This window comes from Fodinibius sp. GM108, from assembly GCF_058386985.1.
This window is the reverse complement of sequence record NZ_JBYEIR010000006.1, coordinates 317,373-336,196: the sequence shown is the minus strand read 5'-3', so window position 1 is coordinate 336,196 and position 18,824 is coordinate 317,373. Positions and strand designations below refer to the sequence as shown.

The window sequence follows — 18,824 nt, the reverse complement described above, 5'->3', positions numbered from 1 at the left end:
TTATGCAGATAGGTTCTTTTACAATTGAAATACTCAGCGAAGGCCGGTTCGAGATTTTTGATGACGGTCATATCAACCGTATCTCTGCTTCCAGAGAAGATGTATCACAAACACAGGCAGAACAAAAGCAAGAAGAGGTTTCAGCGGTTGTCGGCATCAATCCCATTTTAGTTAAAACAGGCTCGCACAATATATTATTGGATGCGGGCCTGGGATGGGGGCTTGATGAGGGAAGTGAATATTCAGATGTCTCAAATGTGCAAACAAATCTAAATGTTTTCGGGCTGAATGCATCAGACATAACTCACGTGATCCTCAGTCATCTGCATTACGATCACGCTGCAGGTTGCACCTACAACTCCTCTGATCTTTCAACTAAAGCTACATTTCCGAATGCAACATATTATGTGCATCAACAAGAGTGGGAACACGCGCTTACCCGTGTTGATCAGGATCAGAATACGCGCGGTGCCGACTATAAACTGGACGAATTCTACCGGTTAGTAGCTGATAATAAAGTAGAGTTATTGCAAGAAGATTATAGTGAAATTCTTGAGGGTGTTACAGCCATTCGAACCGGTGGACATACGCCTGGTCATCAGGTAGTGCTTATAAACAATGGTGATAACACCGCGTATTATTTGGGGGATTTACTGCCTTCTTCAGATCATCTCAATCGATATGGCATGAGCGGAATAGATGTCCATACGATTCGGGCCAAGAAGGAAAAAGTACATCTGCTCAGGCAAGCCAGTGATGAGGAAGCGATGCTGCTTTTCTATCACTCCAAAAATGCACGGGCCGGACGATTAATACGGGATGAGGATAAGAAGTACGTACTTGCTGATATCCCTGAACATTGAATTGTTTAAAAATTTAATGGTGCTATTGCCGGGCGAACGGAAGCTCGCAGGAGTATAAGTAATATACCTTCAAATGCTACGCGGACCTCTTCAGGGAGATCCTTCAGTTCCGCTCCACTACATTCAGAATGACACTGCTTTTACTTATTTACTTTCCAACTTCGGGCTGAATTTTACCGAGTGTGATCATCCTTGCTGTAACCAACCGATAGAATCTAAAATGCTTTAACAGGTCACGAAAGTTTCCAAGATTCATTTTCTCGTTCCATACCCCTGGTGCGGAACATATGAGTAGACGTTCTGCGTCTGATTTATGTTCCCCCCGGCACAGATGAAGGGTATATTAAAACCAGTAGATAACCATCATACAACTGCTGGCATAGTAACTATCACAACCAACTCTTCTAAGGCCGGAAGTTCAAATCTCTGAAGGCGAGCTACTAAAATTAACCCAATTTACAACTATCCAGAGGTAGGAGAATGAATCGTTAAAAGATGATTTAGTAATAAATAAACATATAATCGAGTTCCGCACACTAGTAAAACTGTGAAGTAGATATTCCGGTTGAGATAAGTGTACTCCCACCCCTTTCTCATTAGTCCCCAAGCAAAATTAAAAGCTAATTTGTCATCTCGATGCCGACTACTGTCGGCATCGAGATCTTTGTTTTAAATAGATGCTGGTAAAACATAGATTTCCCATTCCGCTACGCTTCATTCGAAATGACAAAGAGTATGGGATTTCACGGATGAATCGGGTTCTCGATTGTGACAAGCCTCTAAAAAATGGATACCCTACTTATTCATAGAAAGCAGAAATTCTTCATTATCTTCGGTGCCTTTCATCTTATCAAGCACAAATTCCATCGCTTCAAAGCTATTCATGCGATTCAGGTAACGACGTAACAGCACTACTTTTTCGTGCTCTTCTTCCGGTACGATAAGCTCTTCACGCCGCGTACCGCTTTTGAAAATATCCATAGCGGGAAAGATTCTACGCTCCGACAGGTTACGGTCAAGAACAACTTCCATATTACCCGTGCCCTTGAACTCTTCAAAGATGAGATCATCCATCCGCGATCCGGTTTGCACCAGTGCGGTTGCCAATATAGAGAGGCTTCCACCATGTTCAATATTTCGAGCCGAGCTGAACAGCTGACGTGGTGCTTTTAAGGCTTCAGAATCCACACCACCCGACATTGTACGTCCCGACGACGGCTGGCAAATATTATATGCGCGAGCCAGGCGCGTAATTGAATCCATAAGAATCAATACATCATGACCGCTTTCTACCAGGCGTTTTGACTTTTCAAAAACGATTTCCGAAAGACCAATGTGATTTTCCGGTTTTTCATCAAAAGTAGAAGCCACCACTTCTGCATTTTCAACGTTACGCTCCATCTCTGTTACCTCTTCCGGACGCTCATCAATAAGCAAGATAATAATCTTTGTCTCCGGGTTATTAGCGTTGACAGCGTTAGCAATATTACGCAGAATAGTGGTCTTACCGGTTTTGGGCTGTGCCACAATCAACCCGCGCTGGCCTTTGCCAAGTGGCGAAAACAGATCCAAAACACGTGTGGTGTATTCCGTAGGGTTGTGCTCGAGCTTAAATCGCTCTTCAGGATAAATAGGGAGCAGATCCTCAAAGTCTTCCCGGTTATCCATATCGTGCGGAATTTTACCATTGACACCATCCACACGAAGAAGAGCAAAGTAGCGCTCTCCAACCTTCGGCGGTCGAATAATACCTATCACACAATCGCCCTGTTTCAAGCGAAAACGTTTTATTTGAGAGGGTGATACATAGATATCATCCGGGCTGGCTTTGTAGTTATAGTTCACAGACCGCAGAAAACCATATCCATCGGGCAAGATTTCGAGTGTACCTTCCTGTATCAGATAAGGCCCCAACTGCGGCTCTATCTCTTCCAGCCGCTCTTCAAGCGTAGGGGCATCCGACTCGGGAAGAATTTCGTGCACACTTTTTTTCTTCTTCTTTTTTCCCCGATTGTTATTGGAATGGTCTGAGCCCTTCCTGTTTCGGTTATTACTTTGTTGTCGACCCTCAGAGCTGTCGTCGAGCTCACCGCGCGCACGGGCTTTATCCCGCACTGATTGTGAGATTCGACTAATCAATTCTTGTTTCTTAAGTCCAGACACTGAACTTAAACCCTGTTCACGGGCCAAATGACGGAGTTCCTTGACAGTTTTTTCGGGAAGTGTATCAATTTCTTCCAGTGAAACTCCATCGGTTTGATAATCCGACATAATAATTCTTCTAGCTATTTAAATTGTTTAGTGGGTTGTGATGAATAAAACGATCCTATATCTGATATAAGGCTCTACAGAGAATTGATCTACGCTGTTAAGGGAGCACAAATTCAGGTAGATATGGATTAATGGTTCAAAACAAAAGATGAAACCCAGCCCCGAACTTTCTCATAAAAGTAAAAACTTCCTGCAAAAATTACTAATTCCGAATTAAAATCATCAAGGAACGATGAATAATTGTGGTCGTCAGGAAAGGTTTTTACTTGCGACAACCATTTGGTAATATCGTCAAAAGTTGCTGACCGTTCAAGATTTAATTGATAATAATAGATATTTTTGAATTCTGAAAACTCCTTCATCACATCAGGCCGAAGTTTATCCTTTAGCATCGACAAAACCAAAGTAGCTTCCTCGACAGTTCCGACAGTACGGATCGACTGCTTCAGGGCTTTGACTGCTTCAACATTATGTCCGCCATCGAAATACCATGGCTGCGAAGCTGTCAATTTTTCGAAACGTCCAAATCCTAAATCAACACGTCGCAAGGCTTTAATAAATTGCTCTCTGGAAATAGGAAACTCTCCCTTTATCTGTTGTACTACCTGCCAGGTTATTGCTACATTTTTAGCCTGTACGGGAATCGCCAGGTTCGTGTAGATATCAATTCTTTCATCATCAATGGTTAATTGATAACGGCCGGGGCTGAGAAATGTTGGACGTATCTTGTTAATGGTATGCACAGTTGATCCCTTTTGTTCCGCAATTTCAAGAATTTTATTCCGCGCTGTTCCGGGTAGATCACCAATGACCACCGGCCGATTCCTTTTGATAATCCCCGCTTTTTCCCGGGCAATTTCTTCAATAGTATCTCCAAGTATATCAGTATGGTCCAGTGAAATACTGGTAATTACACTTACCAACGGGTCTACAACGTTAGTTGCATCCAGCCGTCCACCCAATCCCGCTTCGATGATACCAATTTCAACTTTAGACTCACTAAACCACCAGAAAGCCACCGCGGTGCTAATCTCGAAATATGTGAGTTTGAACTCTTCAATGTCAGATTTATATCGCTCAAAAAAAGTTAGTAACTCCTCATCCGTAATATAACTATCATTCATGCGAAAACGCTCGTTAAACTCCAGAATATGCGGAGAAGTATAGACACCTGTCTTCACTCCTGTCTCCTGTAGTACAGTAGCCAATATCCGGCAGGTACTCCCCTTTCCATTGGTTCCTGCTACATGAATGACCGGAAAATCCTGTTGCGGATCTCCTATATGGGAACAGAATTCCCTGAAACGAGACAGATCAAAATTGGTTGCAGCAGACCCTGTCGACTTAAATTTCGGTATTTGCTCCAAATACGTTTTAACGGACTCCGCAGAACTAAAAGACATTGAATTTTAAGAGATCGTTAAAATTTCGTTCTTAGTAAAAAGCTCTTTACTTTGGCAAAGCAATAAAAATGCTTTGGAACACCTATTTATGATTTATAAATCGTTGGTGAGACCACTTTTATTTCGACTTGATGCTGAAAGAGCGCATAGTGCTACCTATAAATTTGCGCAAACAGCATCTCAAAGCTTTATGCTGCAGACGTTGGCCAGCAGTATCTACAATTATCAATCTACTAAACTTAACCAGCAAATATGGGGACTAAACTTCAAAAATCCTATTGGATTAGCTGCTGGTTTTGACAAAAATGGCAAAATTCCGGAGATAATCCAGGCTTTGGGTTTCGGTTTTACTGAAATTGGCAGTATTACGGCTAATCCCAATACCGGGAATCCCAAGCCGAGACTTTTTCGCCTCCCACATGATCGTGCACTTATCAATCGTATGGGATTGAATAACGACGGTGCCCAAACCATTATAAAGCGATTAAAAAACAAAAAGATTGATTTTCCACTGGGGATTAATATCGCGAAAACACATGACCCAAGTATAATGGGCGATGCGGCAATTGATGACTATGTACATAGCTTCAATGAAGCAAAAAAAGTTGCGGACTATATAACTGTAAATATCTCCTGCCCCAATACTTCTGAGGGAAAAACATTTGAAGATCCAACAGCACTTGATGAGCTGCTCTCTGCTCTTCGAATACGTGATGATGCACGAGTAATACCAACGTTGGTTAAGTTTTCTTCGGATCTGACAAAAGCTAAACTACTCTCACTGCTGGAAATATGTGAGCGCCATCGTGTCCATGGATATGTGGCTTGTAATACTTCTTCCAAACGTGAAAATCTTAATACCGGTCAGGCTGAACTTGACAAAATCGGACACGGAGGATTAAGCGGACATCCCATCGCCGAGAAAACGATTAATATCATTCAATGGATCAGCAAAGCAACAAAAGGACAAAAGCCGATCGTGGGTGTCGGAGGTATCGACTGCTTTGATACAGCTCTGCGTATGTTATTGGCCGGTGCCGACCTGTTGCAAATTTATACCGGCTTAATCTATGAAGGTCCCGGATTGGTTACATCTATTAACAAAAAGCTGGTCAAAGAGTTAGATCACCTGAATGTTAAATCAATTCTACAACTGGTTAAAGCCACGCAAAGAGCTCAATAGATTTGAGTGAAAACAATACAGGTTTATAAGTCTCGAGTTGCAGGTTGTGGGTTTCTTGCTGTGATAAGCGTCCACGCTTATCACACATTAGTAGTTTCAAGCGTGGACGCTTGAAACAGCTAGTGATTGTGGGCGACGAGGTACCTCAAGTACAAATAAATGCTGACAGTTATCCGGGAGCAATGCCAATTCCACACCGGAGTAATGTCAAAATCAGTACAACGGCCTATACTCCGGACGGATACACACTTTGTTACGAGTGCCACTATATTACCTTGTAACTCAGTAAACTCAACACCACAAAATAACCAATAACCGACATCTCAATCACCAGTCATAAAATTTCTGCCATATAGTCGAACAAGCTGTCCAAACTATGTTTTTAATGATCGATCGGAAATGAAACTTCGCACTGAATCGCCGGCGGCGGATCTTCCACTTTTAACGGCTCAAAGCGTAGACTCTGCTTGAACGCCTGTTCAAAAGCTTCTTCGATTCCCAGTGATGTAGGCTGTGATACCAACTCAAAAGATTTGAATTCGCCTGTAGGTATCACAACAAACGAGTAAACTACCTGTCCTGAAATCGACATTTCCCTCACCTTCTCCGGATAGTTGACTGTTGATAAAAATGAGTTCATACCGCCCTTAATTGAAAGAGAAATACCTGTTCCCTCACAGGTAGGTATCTCGGTTTCTTGATCAAGAACATCTAACAAACTGTCAACTTTTGATTGCTGCTCGGCATCGGTAAATGTGGTATCAAATTCATGAACAATAGTTCGTACACTGTCCCAATGCATTCCTTTCACTGAAAACTGCTTCTCAATACCTGCGGACGTATCAGCTTCTCCCGAAGCTTCAGAAACATTTGAAGTTTCAATCCACATCGTCGTTTTAAGCGAATCAATAATTTGTTCATAGGCTTTAGCCTGATTGATATACGCTTCGATTGCCTTATAATGAATATGCGGAGCCAGTTCTGAGTCACGGTTTTCCAGTGCTAATTCGCGAAGTGCAGCTGCTTTGCTTTCCTTACCATACCCAAAAATTGAGTCGTTCTCGATCTGTTGGTAACGCTGAAGCAGTGTGTCCGTGCTATTTGGTTCTGTATCCGCTGGTCTTGAATTATCGAAATTTCGTATCCGGCGGGCATACTCCGTATCAGGATATTCCTGCCATAACTTATTTCGCCAATATTGCAGGCTATCTCTGCTTTCGCTCGTCTTGTATAGTTCATAAAGCGAATATATAGCCCGGGGACGAAGGTCAGGGTCAGACTGGCTGTTGATTACCCTGTGAAAATAATCTTTTGCCTCATCAGGTGAATCTAACTCAAAAAATAACAAGTTACCGAGCTCATACTGCTTATTTACTTTCTCGATCTCAAGTTTCCTCCTCTCCCGCTCTGTACGAGGAATAGCCTCCAAATCAAGAGTAATACCTGCCGTCTCCTGCCCCACACTTTCGTCCTGACTACTTACAATGCCACTCCCGCCCGATCGTCGTACAGTTCGTACACGCCGCCAATTATCCACAAGCGGACGATTGCCCCACACCGCCCGAAACTCTGCCTTGGATTGATTAACCCGGTTCGTGTTCCGATAATTTAGGAATCCATAACGCGATGAAGAGGTGTTATTCTGCTCATCAATATTCCTGCTACTATTGATATTTGCCAACCGCTCTGATTCAGCGTCGGCCTGTTGTTGCTCCCGCAGTTCTCGCCTTTTTTGATCCCTTATTCTCTCCAACTCCGTCTCTAATTCATCCGCAGACAGAGAACCCAGTCTTAACAAACTGTCGGCACGATTTATATCATTTCGTAGGCGTTTAAATTCTCCAAATGCATCAGCAAGGCTTCCCGGGTCTTGATTTTCATCAGCCGTTAACACAAGCTTACTGCTGGTTGAAGCAGAATCATAATAAGCAGCAGCAACAGATAGTTTTTCATATTCATCGCTGTATATTTCACCCAGCCTGTAATAGATGTCAGCCCTCAGATGTTGCGTATTTAGATTTTGAGAGCCGTATAATAGTTTTTTATACCTTTCCTCCGCTTCGGAAATTCTTCCTTTCATTTCGAGCGTTCTTGCAATCTCAAATGCCAGTTCACCGCGGCGCTCTATATACTTGTCATCCCTGCTAAGACCTTCATAAATCCTGATAGCCAGATCCAGATTCTGCTGTTTTCGGGCAATATCAGCCTGCTTAAAGAGGCCCCAGTATCTATATTCAAATCCCGGAAATAATTCTGCAGTCCTCGAAAAAGCAAAATAGGCATCTCCATACTCTTCCAGCCGTTCAAGCATTTGTCCGTATAAAAAAAATGTACGTCCTAATAACTGCTTGTCCTCAAGGTCGGCCACCGCATCTGATAAAAAAGCTACAGCTTCTTCCCAGTTTTCAAGCATGGCATGATGTTGAGCGACCAGGGTCTGAATTTCTGCTTTTCGTTCTACAGACCAATCAGCGGGATATTCCTGGAGCTCTGATTCCAGATATGTTACTCCCTCTGCATGGAGTTCCAGATCCAACAGCGTTCTCCCCTTCCATATTATGGCCAGCTGCTGCATCTCCGGTGAAGTTGCCGCCTCTTGCAGCTCTTCGAATTTCTGTTGTGCCGGATAAAATTCAAGCCGGTAATAGTAGGACTTACCAATCAGAAAAATCGCATCATCTACCCACTTGGTATCGGGAAATTTGCGCAAGATTTTGGCTCCCTTATCAATGGCTTCCTGAAAATCACTGTTCCCGGCCTGAACGGGAGCATGATGTATACGGACCAATTCTCCCGGCTCAATGGTAAAAGGCTGTTCCCGGACTTTCGCCAATCCTGCCCGATAGCTTTCCTTGGCATTGTAATAGGTATTGTAATACGCTCTGAAGTCACCCCACGTACTTTTCAGCGCTTGGCCGCAACCGCTAAAAAGTAAGGCGCATAGTAGTATGAAGAACAGGTTTCTCAAAAATACAACTATTTAGTTTTTCTACATTAATTAATCAGTTATATAAAATAATAAATAGAATCGGTATTGAGCTATTAAGAAAAAAGTTTCCCAATATAATTACTCAGTACCTAAAGCTTAAGGTTATATCAATAAAAAAAGCCGGCTGATAAAACAGCCGGCTTTAAATAGTTATAAAAGGTTATATGAGACTTTTTATCTCCACCCGCCATCAGAGGTATTAACACCATCAGCATTTGATGTACCTCCGAATGTATAGAATGGTTTACTTCTACCTAACACTTCGAGCGTTTTAGCCGGAAGTGGTAAATGCAGAGGCGTTCCTACTTGAAGCAGATCTTTTTTACGCATCTCGAAGTATTGAATAGCTAAACCACCTAAGAACAGTTCAATCATTCGTTCGTGGTGAATTGCTTCAGATACTTCGGATTGAGTCGGATTTATTTCGGGCATCTCACCTCGTGTTGTTCGAGTACCGTTATTTATGATCATAGCTGCTTCGGCCGAATTTCCTTGCTGATTTAAAGCTTCGGCAAGCAATAGATCATTTTCTGCCTTCAAGAATTCAGGTAATCCGATATCCCAACCTCCAATGTATGAACCGTACCGGTTAAAACGGAAATTGGAAAAGTGATAATAACCGCGTTCAGTCCTGAAATTATTAGATGATAGGTATTCAAAATCCGTTACCAAGCGCATATCTTCTATTTCACTTGTATCAGGCGGCGCAGGATAATCATCTGTATTTCCATTAGCCGTAAAATGAGGTGGATAATAATCATCCATCATATTAACCAAACGCATGTCGACTCTACCCCAACCGGGATATGTCAGATAAATTAATCCTTCATCAAACCACTGGCTGTCTTCCCAAGGTGCTTTACCATCAGCCTGGATTTTAAAGTCAAAATCAATGCCTTGTTCAGCATGATCTTGTACAGCAGCCCAGTCAACCTGGCTATTTTGAGATGCATTTCGAGGCGTATAAGCCATGATTCGAGCAATATAGCTATGAACTATTTGCTCAAATTCAACATCGGTTATAGTGAATTCAGTTGATATAACATTTGCGGGTAAGGTAAAAGTATTATTAGCCGCAATTTGAGCTGCATCTTCCAGTTTGCTGATCGCACTATCAGCGACAACATCAAAGGGTTGCAACTCTGGATTTAGGATATCTTCCTCACTAGAGTTCTCATCTACGACATAGGCTTGGTCAAAAACAAGTGCCAAATATCCCCACGTTAAACCTTGGGCTAATTTAGCCTGAGCCTTTACCATTGGCGTATCAGCACCGCCATCACCAAACTGTATTCCATCTTGTATACCGGCAAGTACATCAGATGCCGATGAATTAACCGAATTCATCTCATCGAAAAAATTGCTGGTAACGTTCTCATAGTTGAAGTTTGGAGCGTTATCCCACGGCTGACGGGGTTCATTCCCCAAAAGTCGCATACCTTGGTTACCCCAAGAGCACGTAGCAGCGTCTGCTGCCGTGGCGAGCCCCATCTTGGGTCCATAATAACTATGAGCTTCATTGTACCACCGTTTGAACAAGCCATCAGCTACAGAACGCAGATCGGTATCAGAACCAAGCGCACGTTCTGTATCAGGTTCATTCTGGTTGTTGACAGAAAGATCCGCACAGCCTATAGCCACTGCAAAAATCAGCAGGGTGAGGATCCCATTAGTTATATAATTCTTCATAATATTATACCTATAGTTTTAGAATTTCATTTGGACTGAAAAAGCATAATTGCGGAAGTTCGGATAGGTTCCAGTACCATCATATGGAGTACGGATACTTCCCACTTCAGGGTCATAACCCGAATAGTCACTCCAGGTAAGGAGATTACGTCCGATTGCCGAGAAGGTAATAGATTGGAATGTATTGCCAAACCAATTTGACAGCATTTCTTGGTTGAACTGATAGCTCAACGAAAGTTCTCGGATTTTTACATATCCTGCATCTTCAACCCAATAACTGTTATTGGTGTTGACGTCATAAAAACCTTTGTAATAATCAAAGGCTTTTTTCTCATCCTCAGGCTTGCCAGATTGATCCATAATTCCATTGCGGTCATCTCTGGTCAACCATTGGGATTTACGATTGTAAACATCGCCACCGTGCTTGATATCTACCAAAGCATAAGCTGAGAATCCTTTATACTGGAAAGTATTGGAAATTCCAGCCGTCCAGTCCGGACGCCCGTTACCAATTTTTACAAAAGCATCATTTCCATTTTCATCAAGCATCTTTATCGGTGCTTCATCAACTGTTCCTTCCGTACCGGCTTCAATCACGTAACCATCACTATTGACAGTATAATCATCTATGCTGGCTCCATCAGGTAACTGTTGACTCATTTGATCGAGCGTTTTCACCCAAGTATATCCATAGATGGCTCCATACTCTTCTCCTTCTCTCATGTAAAATAAGCCACCCGGACCATCTTGGTATGGGGGAACTGCTAACTCAGTAATTTCCTGATTTGACTTGGACCAGGTCACCCGAGCATCCCATTGGAAATCGGATCCTCGTAGTATGGTACCATCGACATTAAATTCAAATGATTCAGATTCAATAGTACCTGCATTTTGCCACTGAGCGTTATAACCAGCTAACGGTATTAATGGCACTTCCAAAATTTGATCTTCCGTGGTAGATTCAGAGTAGATAGCCTCAAAATTCACTTTGTCAAAGAGCGTACCACTAATTGCATACTCTCTTTCTTCGGTAATAGAAGGCTTCAAATTCTTGTTACCTAACGTACTCTTGGAAGCACTCCCATCATTTACATCAAAAGTTTCATACTGCCAAGTAAATTGAGGGCGCATACCAGCAGTACCCTGAGCCGCTCGGACTTTTAACTCAGTAAAGTAAGGAAGATCAACATCCTCGGTGATACGATATGCTCCGGATACACGATAATAGGTATTCCAGCGATTGTTGGGCCCGAAGAGTGAAGAACCATCCCGCCGAACCATAGCATCTACCAGAAACTTATCATCCCAATCTAAGGAGGTAATGGCAAAATAGTTTTCCGCATTTACTTCCTCTAACCAAGAATCTGCTGCGACATTTGCTGGACTCATAGCCTCAAAACGGGGTACCCCTCTCACCTCAAAGTTTTCTCCCGAAGTTTCAAAGGATTCAAATTCACGGTTTTCCCACAAATAACTCAATTTAACGTTGAAATAAAGCTTATCAACCTGATGGCGGGTAGTAAGCGTATGTTGCATGGTTTTGGATAGCTCTTCAGAAGAATACTTAAACAAACTGCCTTCTGAATACTGAATACCCAAGGGATCGCTCCCGCCAATCTCCCACGTGTCATAAGGATAGTGCGAGGTATACCTGTTGTTATTACTTTCTACGGAATATTTCCCGTCATACTGAAGCCAGTCTACTGGGTTAGCTGTTGCAGAATAGCTACCTAAAGTACGGCGCTTTGTTTCAGTACGATTATTCTTATAAGTGTTATATAATGGATTTGTTTCGTTACTCCATTGATTATGTCTTACATAGTACGGTTGTCCGTCTGGGTTATCCATAAAAAGATTATTATCCGGCTCGGCCAAAACTAAATCAAAGAATATTCCACTTCCCCCACCAGGATCATCAAAGTCTCCTCCTCCTGGGAAATTAGACTCAGTATTAATGACCAAGTTTGATGCGGAAACTTGCAACCAATCAGTAATGTCATAGTCGGCATTTATTCGGAAATTTCTCCGATCATACCCATCAGTATTAGGTATAATCCCTTCTTGAGAAGAATTCTCGAATGAACCATGAACATTAAGATTTTCCGTTCGGGTAGCTAAAGAAAGATAGTTGGTATAGTTCGTACCATTTTGGAAAAATTCTTTTTGGAGATCTTGCCCCCCATTAAATGGATTATCCATATAATGGTCATCCTTTAAGGATCGCGTACCACTGACATCAGGATCAAACCCACCCTGATAATCGTTAGGATAAGTCACTCCGGCAAACTTAGTATATCCGTTAGCTGAATTCCAGTCGTCTGCCAGTTCAAAGGCATGATGATCGGCAAGGTCGATATAATTTTCGAGTTGTTGTATACCAACTTCATTACGAAGGGTAACATTAACTTTGCCAATTTCACCAGTATCACCTCGTTTAGTTGTAATTACGACAACACCGTTACCAGCCCTTGAACCATACATAGCTGAAGCTGCTGCTCCTTTAACAACTTCAATAGATTGTATGTCATCTGAATTGATATCGGCCATACTACCTTCAAGTTTAATACCATCAACAATAATTAATGGCTGCGAAGATATATTCAGATTATTATCTGCACGTAACTGGACCTGTGACTGTCCACCAGGTGTACCATTTGAATTCTTTATGGTTACACCAGATACCTTACCTTGCAGTGAACTTGAGACCGACACGGCGGGAACTTTATTCAATTCCGAAGCATCAACCCTATTTACAGATACGGTAAGTTTTTTTCGGCTGGTAGCCTCAGCTACACCTGAAACAATAACCTCGTCAAGTGAACTAATGTCTGGTTCCAGCGAGAAATTTCTTTCATTAGTACCTGATCCAATCTGTACCTCTTCTCGCAGAGTCATAAAACCAACAAAAGAAACCCTGACTGTATAAGTACCAGGTTCTATATTTGTAATTTCGTAATTGCCATCTGCATCTGTAGCAGCACCTTGTTGTGATCCTACTATTAATACATTTACAGAAGGCAATGTTTCCCCTGTTTCTGCGTCTGTAACAACACCTGTAAGCGTACCACTTTGCGCAAAGGCAAATGATGTGGCCATCAGCCATGCAAATGTTGCCAAAAGTAACTTTCTAAGCATAGTTAACCTCATTATAGATTTGAATTATTAAGCGTAGTTTGCCTCTCATAGATTCTATGAGCAGGACTTGTTTGTTTTAAACAAATAGATTGGAAAACCCCTAATTTTCCCATAAATATTTGAAACCGACCTAAGTTAAAACCATCCGTTGTTATTATATCCCATCAGCCGTAGACCGAATCAATTAATTCATTGACGCAAATCCAAATTATGTTAAAAGAAAAGTTCCGAGCAAAGTGCTATTTTTCATTTTTTTACAAACTGCCTACGAGCGTATTCAAACATTCACTAAGTTGTAATACATTACATTTATCGGAACTTTGACTGATATTTTTTTAAGATGAACTGAAAAAATTAGTACATCCCGTAATAATTAGTGCTACGCTAATCAAAAGATTTGATGGCAAAAAACCAAATGATCCAAAAAAAATAGATTTGTTTATTCTATAGTACTAACTTTTATCATATTTGTGCGGCCTCGTTTGGCTATCGGCATGCCGGTAGCAATAATAGCCCGATCTCCTATATTAACAAGTCCGTGGCTTTTCAGATGCTCTTCCATCAACTTAACACTTTTATCTGTGTCAAAGATCTCATCAATTTTAACCGGGCGAACTCCCCACACCAGACCAAGCTGACGACGTACCTCATCACTTTCGGTAAAAGCTACTATCGGTTCACGCGGCCGAAATTTTGCAATTCGTCGTGCTGTGCTCCCCGAATGTGTAATAGTACTGATAACCTTAGCTTCTACATTTTCTGATAGTACTACGCAGGAATACGCCAGTGATTCTATTACCTGTTTTTCTTTCCATTCAGGCTTGCGATATTCTAGACTGTGATAAATATGCGGAGCCTCATCCTCAACAGTGCGACAAATTTTATCCATAGTGCGGAGCGCTTCAACTGGGTATTTCCCCGCTGCTGTCTCACCAGATAACATTACTGCATCCGTACCATCAAGAACAGCGTTCGCAACATCTGAGCTCTCAGCACGCGTGGGACGCGGATTTTCAATCATTGAATCGAGCATCTGTGTCGCTGTTATCACCGGTTTACCAGCCTGACGGGATTGATCGATAATTTTTTTCTGCACCATAGGTACTTTTTCACTGGCTATTTCTATGCCTAAATCTCCGCGGGCCACCATTATACCACTGGATTCTTCTATAATATCTTCTATGACATCCACCGCCTCTGGTTTCTCAATTTTGGCTATAATTCCTGCATTTGAACCATGGGCTCTAACCCTGGATATAACCTCTTGAATATCATCAGCCGAACGTACAAACGACATTCCGATATAATCCACCTCTCTTGAGAGAGCAAACTCCAGATCTGAAATATCCTTTTCCGTAAGTGAAGCCATTGAAAGATCCACATCCGGCAAGTTGAGGCTTTTGCGAGATTTCAAAGTGCCACCAACCATAACCTGTGCAACCAAGCTGTCAGAATCTTTCCGCATGACCTTAAGTTCGAGTAATCCGTCATCAATTAAAATCTTGTTCCCTTCTACAGCATCATTCACCAGATCTTCATAATCGACAGGGATTAACTCTGAAGTTCCTTTTACCTCTTTGGGAGTTATAGTTACATAATCCCCCTTTTCAATCTCTTGTGCACCATTTTTCATTTCTCCCACTCGAATTTTAGGTCCCTGGAGATCAGCTAAAACAGGAAGACTTACATCATAACGGCTAGCTACTTTTCGTACATTATCAATCACTTTTCCGTTATATTCGTGAGTTCCATGTGAGAAATTCACCCGGGCAATATTCATTCCGTTACGAACAAGTTTGTCAATCTTTTCAACGGTATTACTGCTGGGACCAAGGGTACAGACAATTTTTGTGCGACGTTCAGTGATACTCATCTATTATTTATCTCAGATTTTAAAGCTAGCGCAAATCGTTTAAAGGTATGAAATAAATATTATAATCGTTATCGTTCAAATTTCCTTTGAAATCAAAAAACTGTTGATCAATTGGTATATTACTTTCGGAAGTGAGCGTATCATTCTAATTAAATTGGGCCAAATGAGACAATTTACTCTTTACTACACGCTCTTTATCCTTTCGATAGGGATTGCAGGATGTGCTAAATCGTTTAATCCGGATATCGAACGAGGGTCGAATTATCAATTTAAAGAAGGACACCCTGAAGTTCGATTTTCGGCCATTGGACTTATTGGTGACGAGGGAGATCCTCATATTAATATTTCGGCCGATATTGTTTATGGCAGTCTTATTTATAATCAACAAGATGGGACATATAAATCTAGTATCTCCATCGATGTTCAGATTATAGATCAAGAGAATCCGGATCACATTATTGATTCAAAGGAATATACTCTGGACATAAATAAAACAGATCCGAATATCGTTTATAGTCAAGAAATCTTAACCTTTCAAAGAGAAATCTCGGTAGATCCCGGCGCTTATGAGATAAATTTCATATTAACCGACCTTAATTCGGATAAAAGAATTAGCAGTTCTGCTCAAACCTTCATTCCCGATCCCAAAGCTGATATCACAAACCTGACCAATATTATGTTAATGGGGAAAAATATGGAGGATGAAGATCCCGGCTGGTCGCCCATCACAACCTACGATGTGCCCGGGCGGGTAGATTCTCTGAAATTTAGCTTTCAGGTCACGAATAATGATTTCGACGAACCTATGACAGTAGAATCAAAACTTATTCGCTTTAAATCAGATACAACTTATGCCCAGCCAATGCATTATAACAGACCTTCGGACGTTTCATTAAGCTATAGAGGCATTGACTATTCCGATGAAGAAACACTACAAACTACACAGCGGAAACTGCTGGAACCAGGTTATGTTCTTATTGAATTTACCTTTGGTCAACAACAAAGAGGGAATTACAGATTCGAGGTCGAAGCTGATAATGAGTCATCAGATTCTGAAATGTATAAAGCCAGAGATTTTGGTGTTAAAAGCAAAAATTATCCTTCTATTCAGTCAGCCCGTGAAATGGCTAAGCCACTTGCTTACTTGATGGAAGAGAAAGAACATAACAGTTTATTAAATATCAGTGATCCTGACTCTTTAAAACGAGCAATAGATCGTTTTTGGTTGGAGAATATCGGTGATCCAAATAAAGCTAAGAACATTATAGTGAAATATTATAACCGGGTTGAAGAAGCCAACAAGCGTTTTTCAAATTTTAAGGAGGGATGGAAAACGGACAGAGGTATGATTTTTATTTTATTTGGACGCCCTTGGTACATCGATAGAATAAATAACGACACAATACAATGGTCATATTCATATAACCGATCGGATCCTGAACGTAATTATTATTTTGAACGTCCACATTCTCAATCGGAATATTACCCCTTCGAACACTACATACTCTATCGCGCTGACTCCTACTACAGCGTTCAGTATAGACAAATCCAGTTATGGCTTTCGGGACAAATAATGCAACAGCAAATCTAAATTACAACTTTCTTTCTAAAATTCGACCGCTCAACCACAGCTGTTTTTGTCTGTTAAGAATAGTATAATAGATGGAATGTCGCTTCAAAACATAATGCTCAAAAGGAAAATATTCTGATTCGGTTTTTACTTTCTGGAAATTAAAATTCAAATTAGGATCAGATAAATCATAGGTGTATGACCAGCTTATTCCCTGGTGATATTGTTCCTGATACCAAGGCGAGCCAAACAGTATGTAAACCATGCCACGATCTGTTTTCCATCCCTCTTTGAAGTTAGAGAAAAGTTTATTTGCCTCCTCCACACGTTCGTAGTAAAGTTCAATCACAGCACGTGCCCTGCTTTTGTTTCCAAGTTTCCTTAGCCAGAAACGATCAACTTCTGCCTTCAGTGAATCCCTGTCATCAATAGCCATAAGATCTCTGTACTCACTTGAATTCATCAAATATATTAAGGGCTTTGCCAACTCTTCGGCTGATTTCAAAGTCGGATAATTGGAACTCTTAATACTGAAGTCCCGAGCTTTAAAAAACTCCTGATCTTCGCCGTCTGCCTCAACTATAAATCGATAATTACCTCGCGAGAGATTTGAAAATTTATACTCTATTGAAATATTACCCTTTTGGGTCAAAACACGTCTGTTAGACTGTATTAATTCTCTGTCACTATAGTCTATGCCCTCATCGAAAAGGGAAGCCATACTTTCATAGGCTCGGTTCATCGGCTTTGCGTAAGCAGTATCGGATCTAAACTTTATCAGCTTCGAATTGAGAGTTAAATTTTGATCTGAGCGATTTAAAATTTGATAATTAAACTTGAGCGAATCCAGCTTACCGGGTACATCATATGTCGTAATAGGATCCCAGTCGTTACCTTGTTGGTTCTCCATTTCTTTTTTCATCATCCTGATGGTGGTTAAAGCAGAATTTTCAGTTGTGGGATCGGGGACACTGGTATTCATTACCCGGGTTGACTGTTTATCCCTTGTCTGGTCAATTAAAGTAAGCATAACTCTGTAGTTCCCAGGCTTTACATCTATCTGTCTTTTCAGGGTAAATACATTCTGACTTTTTGTAAGCTGGTAATCTTCAACTTCCTGATCGTACGAAAACCGTTTTGAGTGTATAATTTCTTCGTTATTATCCATACTGAAAATTTGTATTTCAATCGACAGATCAGCAACTCTTGTATCTTCACTGCGTTTAAAGATGAGACTGCCGTAAACGATATCTGCAATTATCTCCAGTTGGGGATTGTATTGTTCATCAAATACTCCCATTGCGGAAAGTCGTACTTCGGGATACCCATTCTCATACTGATAGCTGATCCCCCGTTCAATGTCGGGATTCATCTTTCGGGCGCAGCTTAAAACCATCAGCAACAGGATAAAGTAAATGAGTGATTTGTATGATGTTTTCGTTGGCATTAAGCTTAAGGAAAAATTAGTCTTCTTCTATCTTATTGTTTAATAAAATAATAAAAGAAAACAATGAAGTGATCGATTTCGCCTTAGGATATTATAAAAATAAATCTTGCAAATGACATTTATGTATAAGACTAAATCAGACGCGGAGCGTCTATGAGAAGTTCCGACGCAGAGCATCGGAACAAGATTTTATTGGGAATTTAGTGAAAGGCCACTGGCCTGTATTTCTTGCCATAGCTATTTTCCTCGCTGAACGAGATCCCGCACTGGGGTGCGGAATGACGACAGTTTAGAATTTCGTTACTGCTCAATTATTTCAAGCGCATTACAATAGGAACTATAAATTTATAAAAAAAAAGCCGCCCCGATAGCTCGAGGCGGCCCTGTGAGATCAATTAAAA

General features: G+C 41.2%; 10 protein-coding genes. 3 read left to right on the top strand and 7 right to left on the bottom strand.

Translation table 11 applies throughout. The annotated features are described in order from the left end of the window. Window positions 1-2: 2 nt before the first annotated feature. Entirely contained in the window at window positions 3-863 is an 861-nt protein-coding gene (locus tag ACT3ID_RS13270) for an MBL fold metallo-hydrolase (RefSeq protein WP_491542529.1), read from the top strand. Between the two features lie 795 nt (window positions 864-1,658). Here the strand turns inward: ACT3ID_RS13270 and rho are convergent. Next, window positions 1,659-3,134: a transcription termination factor Rho gene (gene rho / locus ACT3ID_RS13265; RefSeq protein ID WP_491542528.1), complete on the bottom strand. Its 1,476-nt coding sequence runs from the start codon at window positions 3,132-3,134 to the stop codon at window positions 1,659-1,661. A 128-nt stretch (window positions 3,135-3,262) separates the two neighbouring features. Next, entirely contained in the window at window positions 3,263-4,537 is a 1,275-nt protein-coding gene (locus ACT3ID_RS13260; RefSeq protein ID WP_491542527.1) for a bifunctional folylpolyglutamate synthase/dihydrofolate synthase, read from the bottom strand. Between the two features lie 88 nt (window positions 4,538-4,625). On the opposite strand from ACT3ID_RS13260, the gene ACT3ID_RS13255 reads away from it, so the two are divergent. After that, a complete protein-coding gene (locus ACT3ID_RS13255) occupies window positions 4,626-5,720 on the top strand; it encodes a quinone-dependent dihydroorotate dehydrogenase (RefSeq protein ID WP_491542548.1) in 1,095 nt (364 codons plus the stop codon). Between the two features lie 382 nt (window positions 5,721-6,102). Here the strand turns inward: ACT3ID_RS13255 and porW are convergent, their stop codons facing one another. The 4 genes from porW to pyk form a co-directional block, all read right to left on the bottom strand. Continuing rightward, window positions 6,103-8,688: a type IX secretion system periplasmic lipoprotein PorW/SprE gene (gene porW, locus ACT3ID_RS13250; RefSeq protein ID WP_491542526.1), complete on the bottom strand. Its 2,586-nt coding sequence runs from the start codon at window positions 8,686-8,688 to the stop codon at window positions 6,103-6,105. Between the two features lie 195 nt (window positions 8,689-8,883). After that, the gene (locus ACT3ID_RS13245) at window positions 8,884-10,398 is read right to left on the bottom strand and encodes a RagB/SusD family nutrient uptake outer membrane protein (protein WP_491542525.1); all 1,515 of its coding nucleotides are present in this window, start codon (window positions 10,396-10,398) and stop codon (window positions 8,884-8,886) included. 18 nt (window positions 10,399-10,416) lie between these two features. Next, window positions 10,417-13,533: a SusC/RagA family TonB-linked outer membrane protein gene (locus ACT3ID_RS13240; protein ID WP_491542524.1), complete on the bottom strand. Its 3,117-nt coding sequence runs from the start codon at window positions 13,531-13,533 to the stop codon at window positions 10,417-10,419. 439 nt (window positions 13,534-13,972) lie between these two features. Beyond that, complete coding sequence (gene pyk, locus ACT3ID_RS13235) at window positions 13,973-15,406, bottom strand: pyruvate kinase (protein WP_491542523.1); 1,434 nt, start codon at window positions 15,404-15,406, stop codon at window positions 13,973-13,975. A gap of 163 nt (window positions 15,407-15,569) precedes the next feature. On the opposite strand from pyk, the gene ACT3ID_RS13230 reads away from it, so the two are divergent. Next, window positions 15,570-16,997, top strand: a complete 1,428-nt coding sequence (locus ACT3ID_RS13230; RefSeq protein WP_491542522.1) for a GWxTD domain-containing protein — start codon at window positions 15,570-15,572, stop codon at window positions 16,995-16,997. A gap of 1 nt (window position 16,998) precedes the next feature. On the opposite strand, the gene ACT3ID_RS13225 is transcribed toward ACT3ID_RS13230, so the two are convergent. Then, on the bottom strand, window positions 16,999-18,348 hold the full coding sequence (locus ACT3ID_RS13225; RefSeq protein WP_491542521.1) for a GWxTD domain-containing protein: 1,350 nt from the start codon (window positions 18,346-18,348) through the stop codon (window positions 16,999-17,001). Window positions 18,349-18,824: the final 476 nt, after the last annotated feature.

Coding starts and splice junctions, on each gene's coding strand:
- ACT3ID_RS13270 (WP_491542529.1), top strand. CDS start 3: ATGCAGATAGGTTCTTTTACAATTGAAATACTCAGCGAAGGCCGGTTC.
- rho (WP_491542528.1), bottom strand. CDS start 3,134: ATGTCGGATTATCAAACCGATGGAGTTTCACTGGAAGAAATTGATACA.
- ACT3ID_RS13260 (WP_491542527.1), bottom strand. CDS start 4,537: ATGTCTTTTAGTTCTGCGGAGTCCGTTAAAACGTATTTGGAGCAAATA.
- ACT3ID_RS13255 (WP_491542548.1), top strand. CDS start 4,626: ATGATTTATAAATCGTTGGTGAGACCACTTTTATTTCGACTTGATGCT.
- ACT3ID_RS13245 (WP_491542525.1), bottom strand. CDS start 10,398: ATGAAGAATTATATAACTAATGGGATCCTCACCCTGCTGATTTTTGCA.
- ACT3ID_RS13240 (WP_491542524.1), bottom strand. CDS start 13,533: ATGCTTAGAAAGTTACTTTTGGCAACATTTGCATGGCTGATGGCCACA.
- pyk (WP_491542523.1), bottom strand. CDS start 15,406: ATGAGTATCACTGAACGTCGCACAAAAATTGTCTGTACCCTTGGTCCC.
- ACT3ID_RS13230 (WP_491542522.1), top strand. CDS start 15,570: ATGAGACAATTTACTCTTTACTACACGCTCTTTATCCTTTCGATAGGG.
- ACT3ID_RS13225 (WP_491542521.1), bottom strand. CDS start 18,348: ATGAATCCCGACATTGAACGGGGGATCAGCTATCAGTATGAGAATGGG.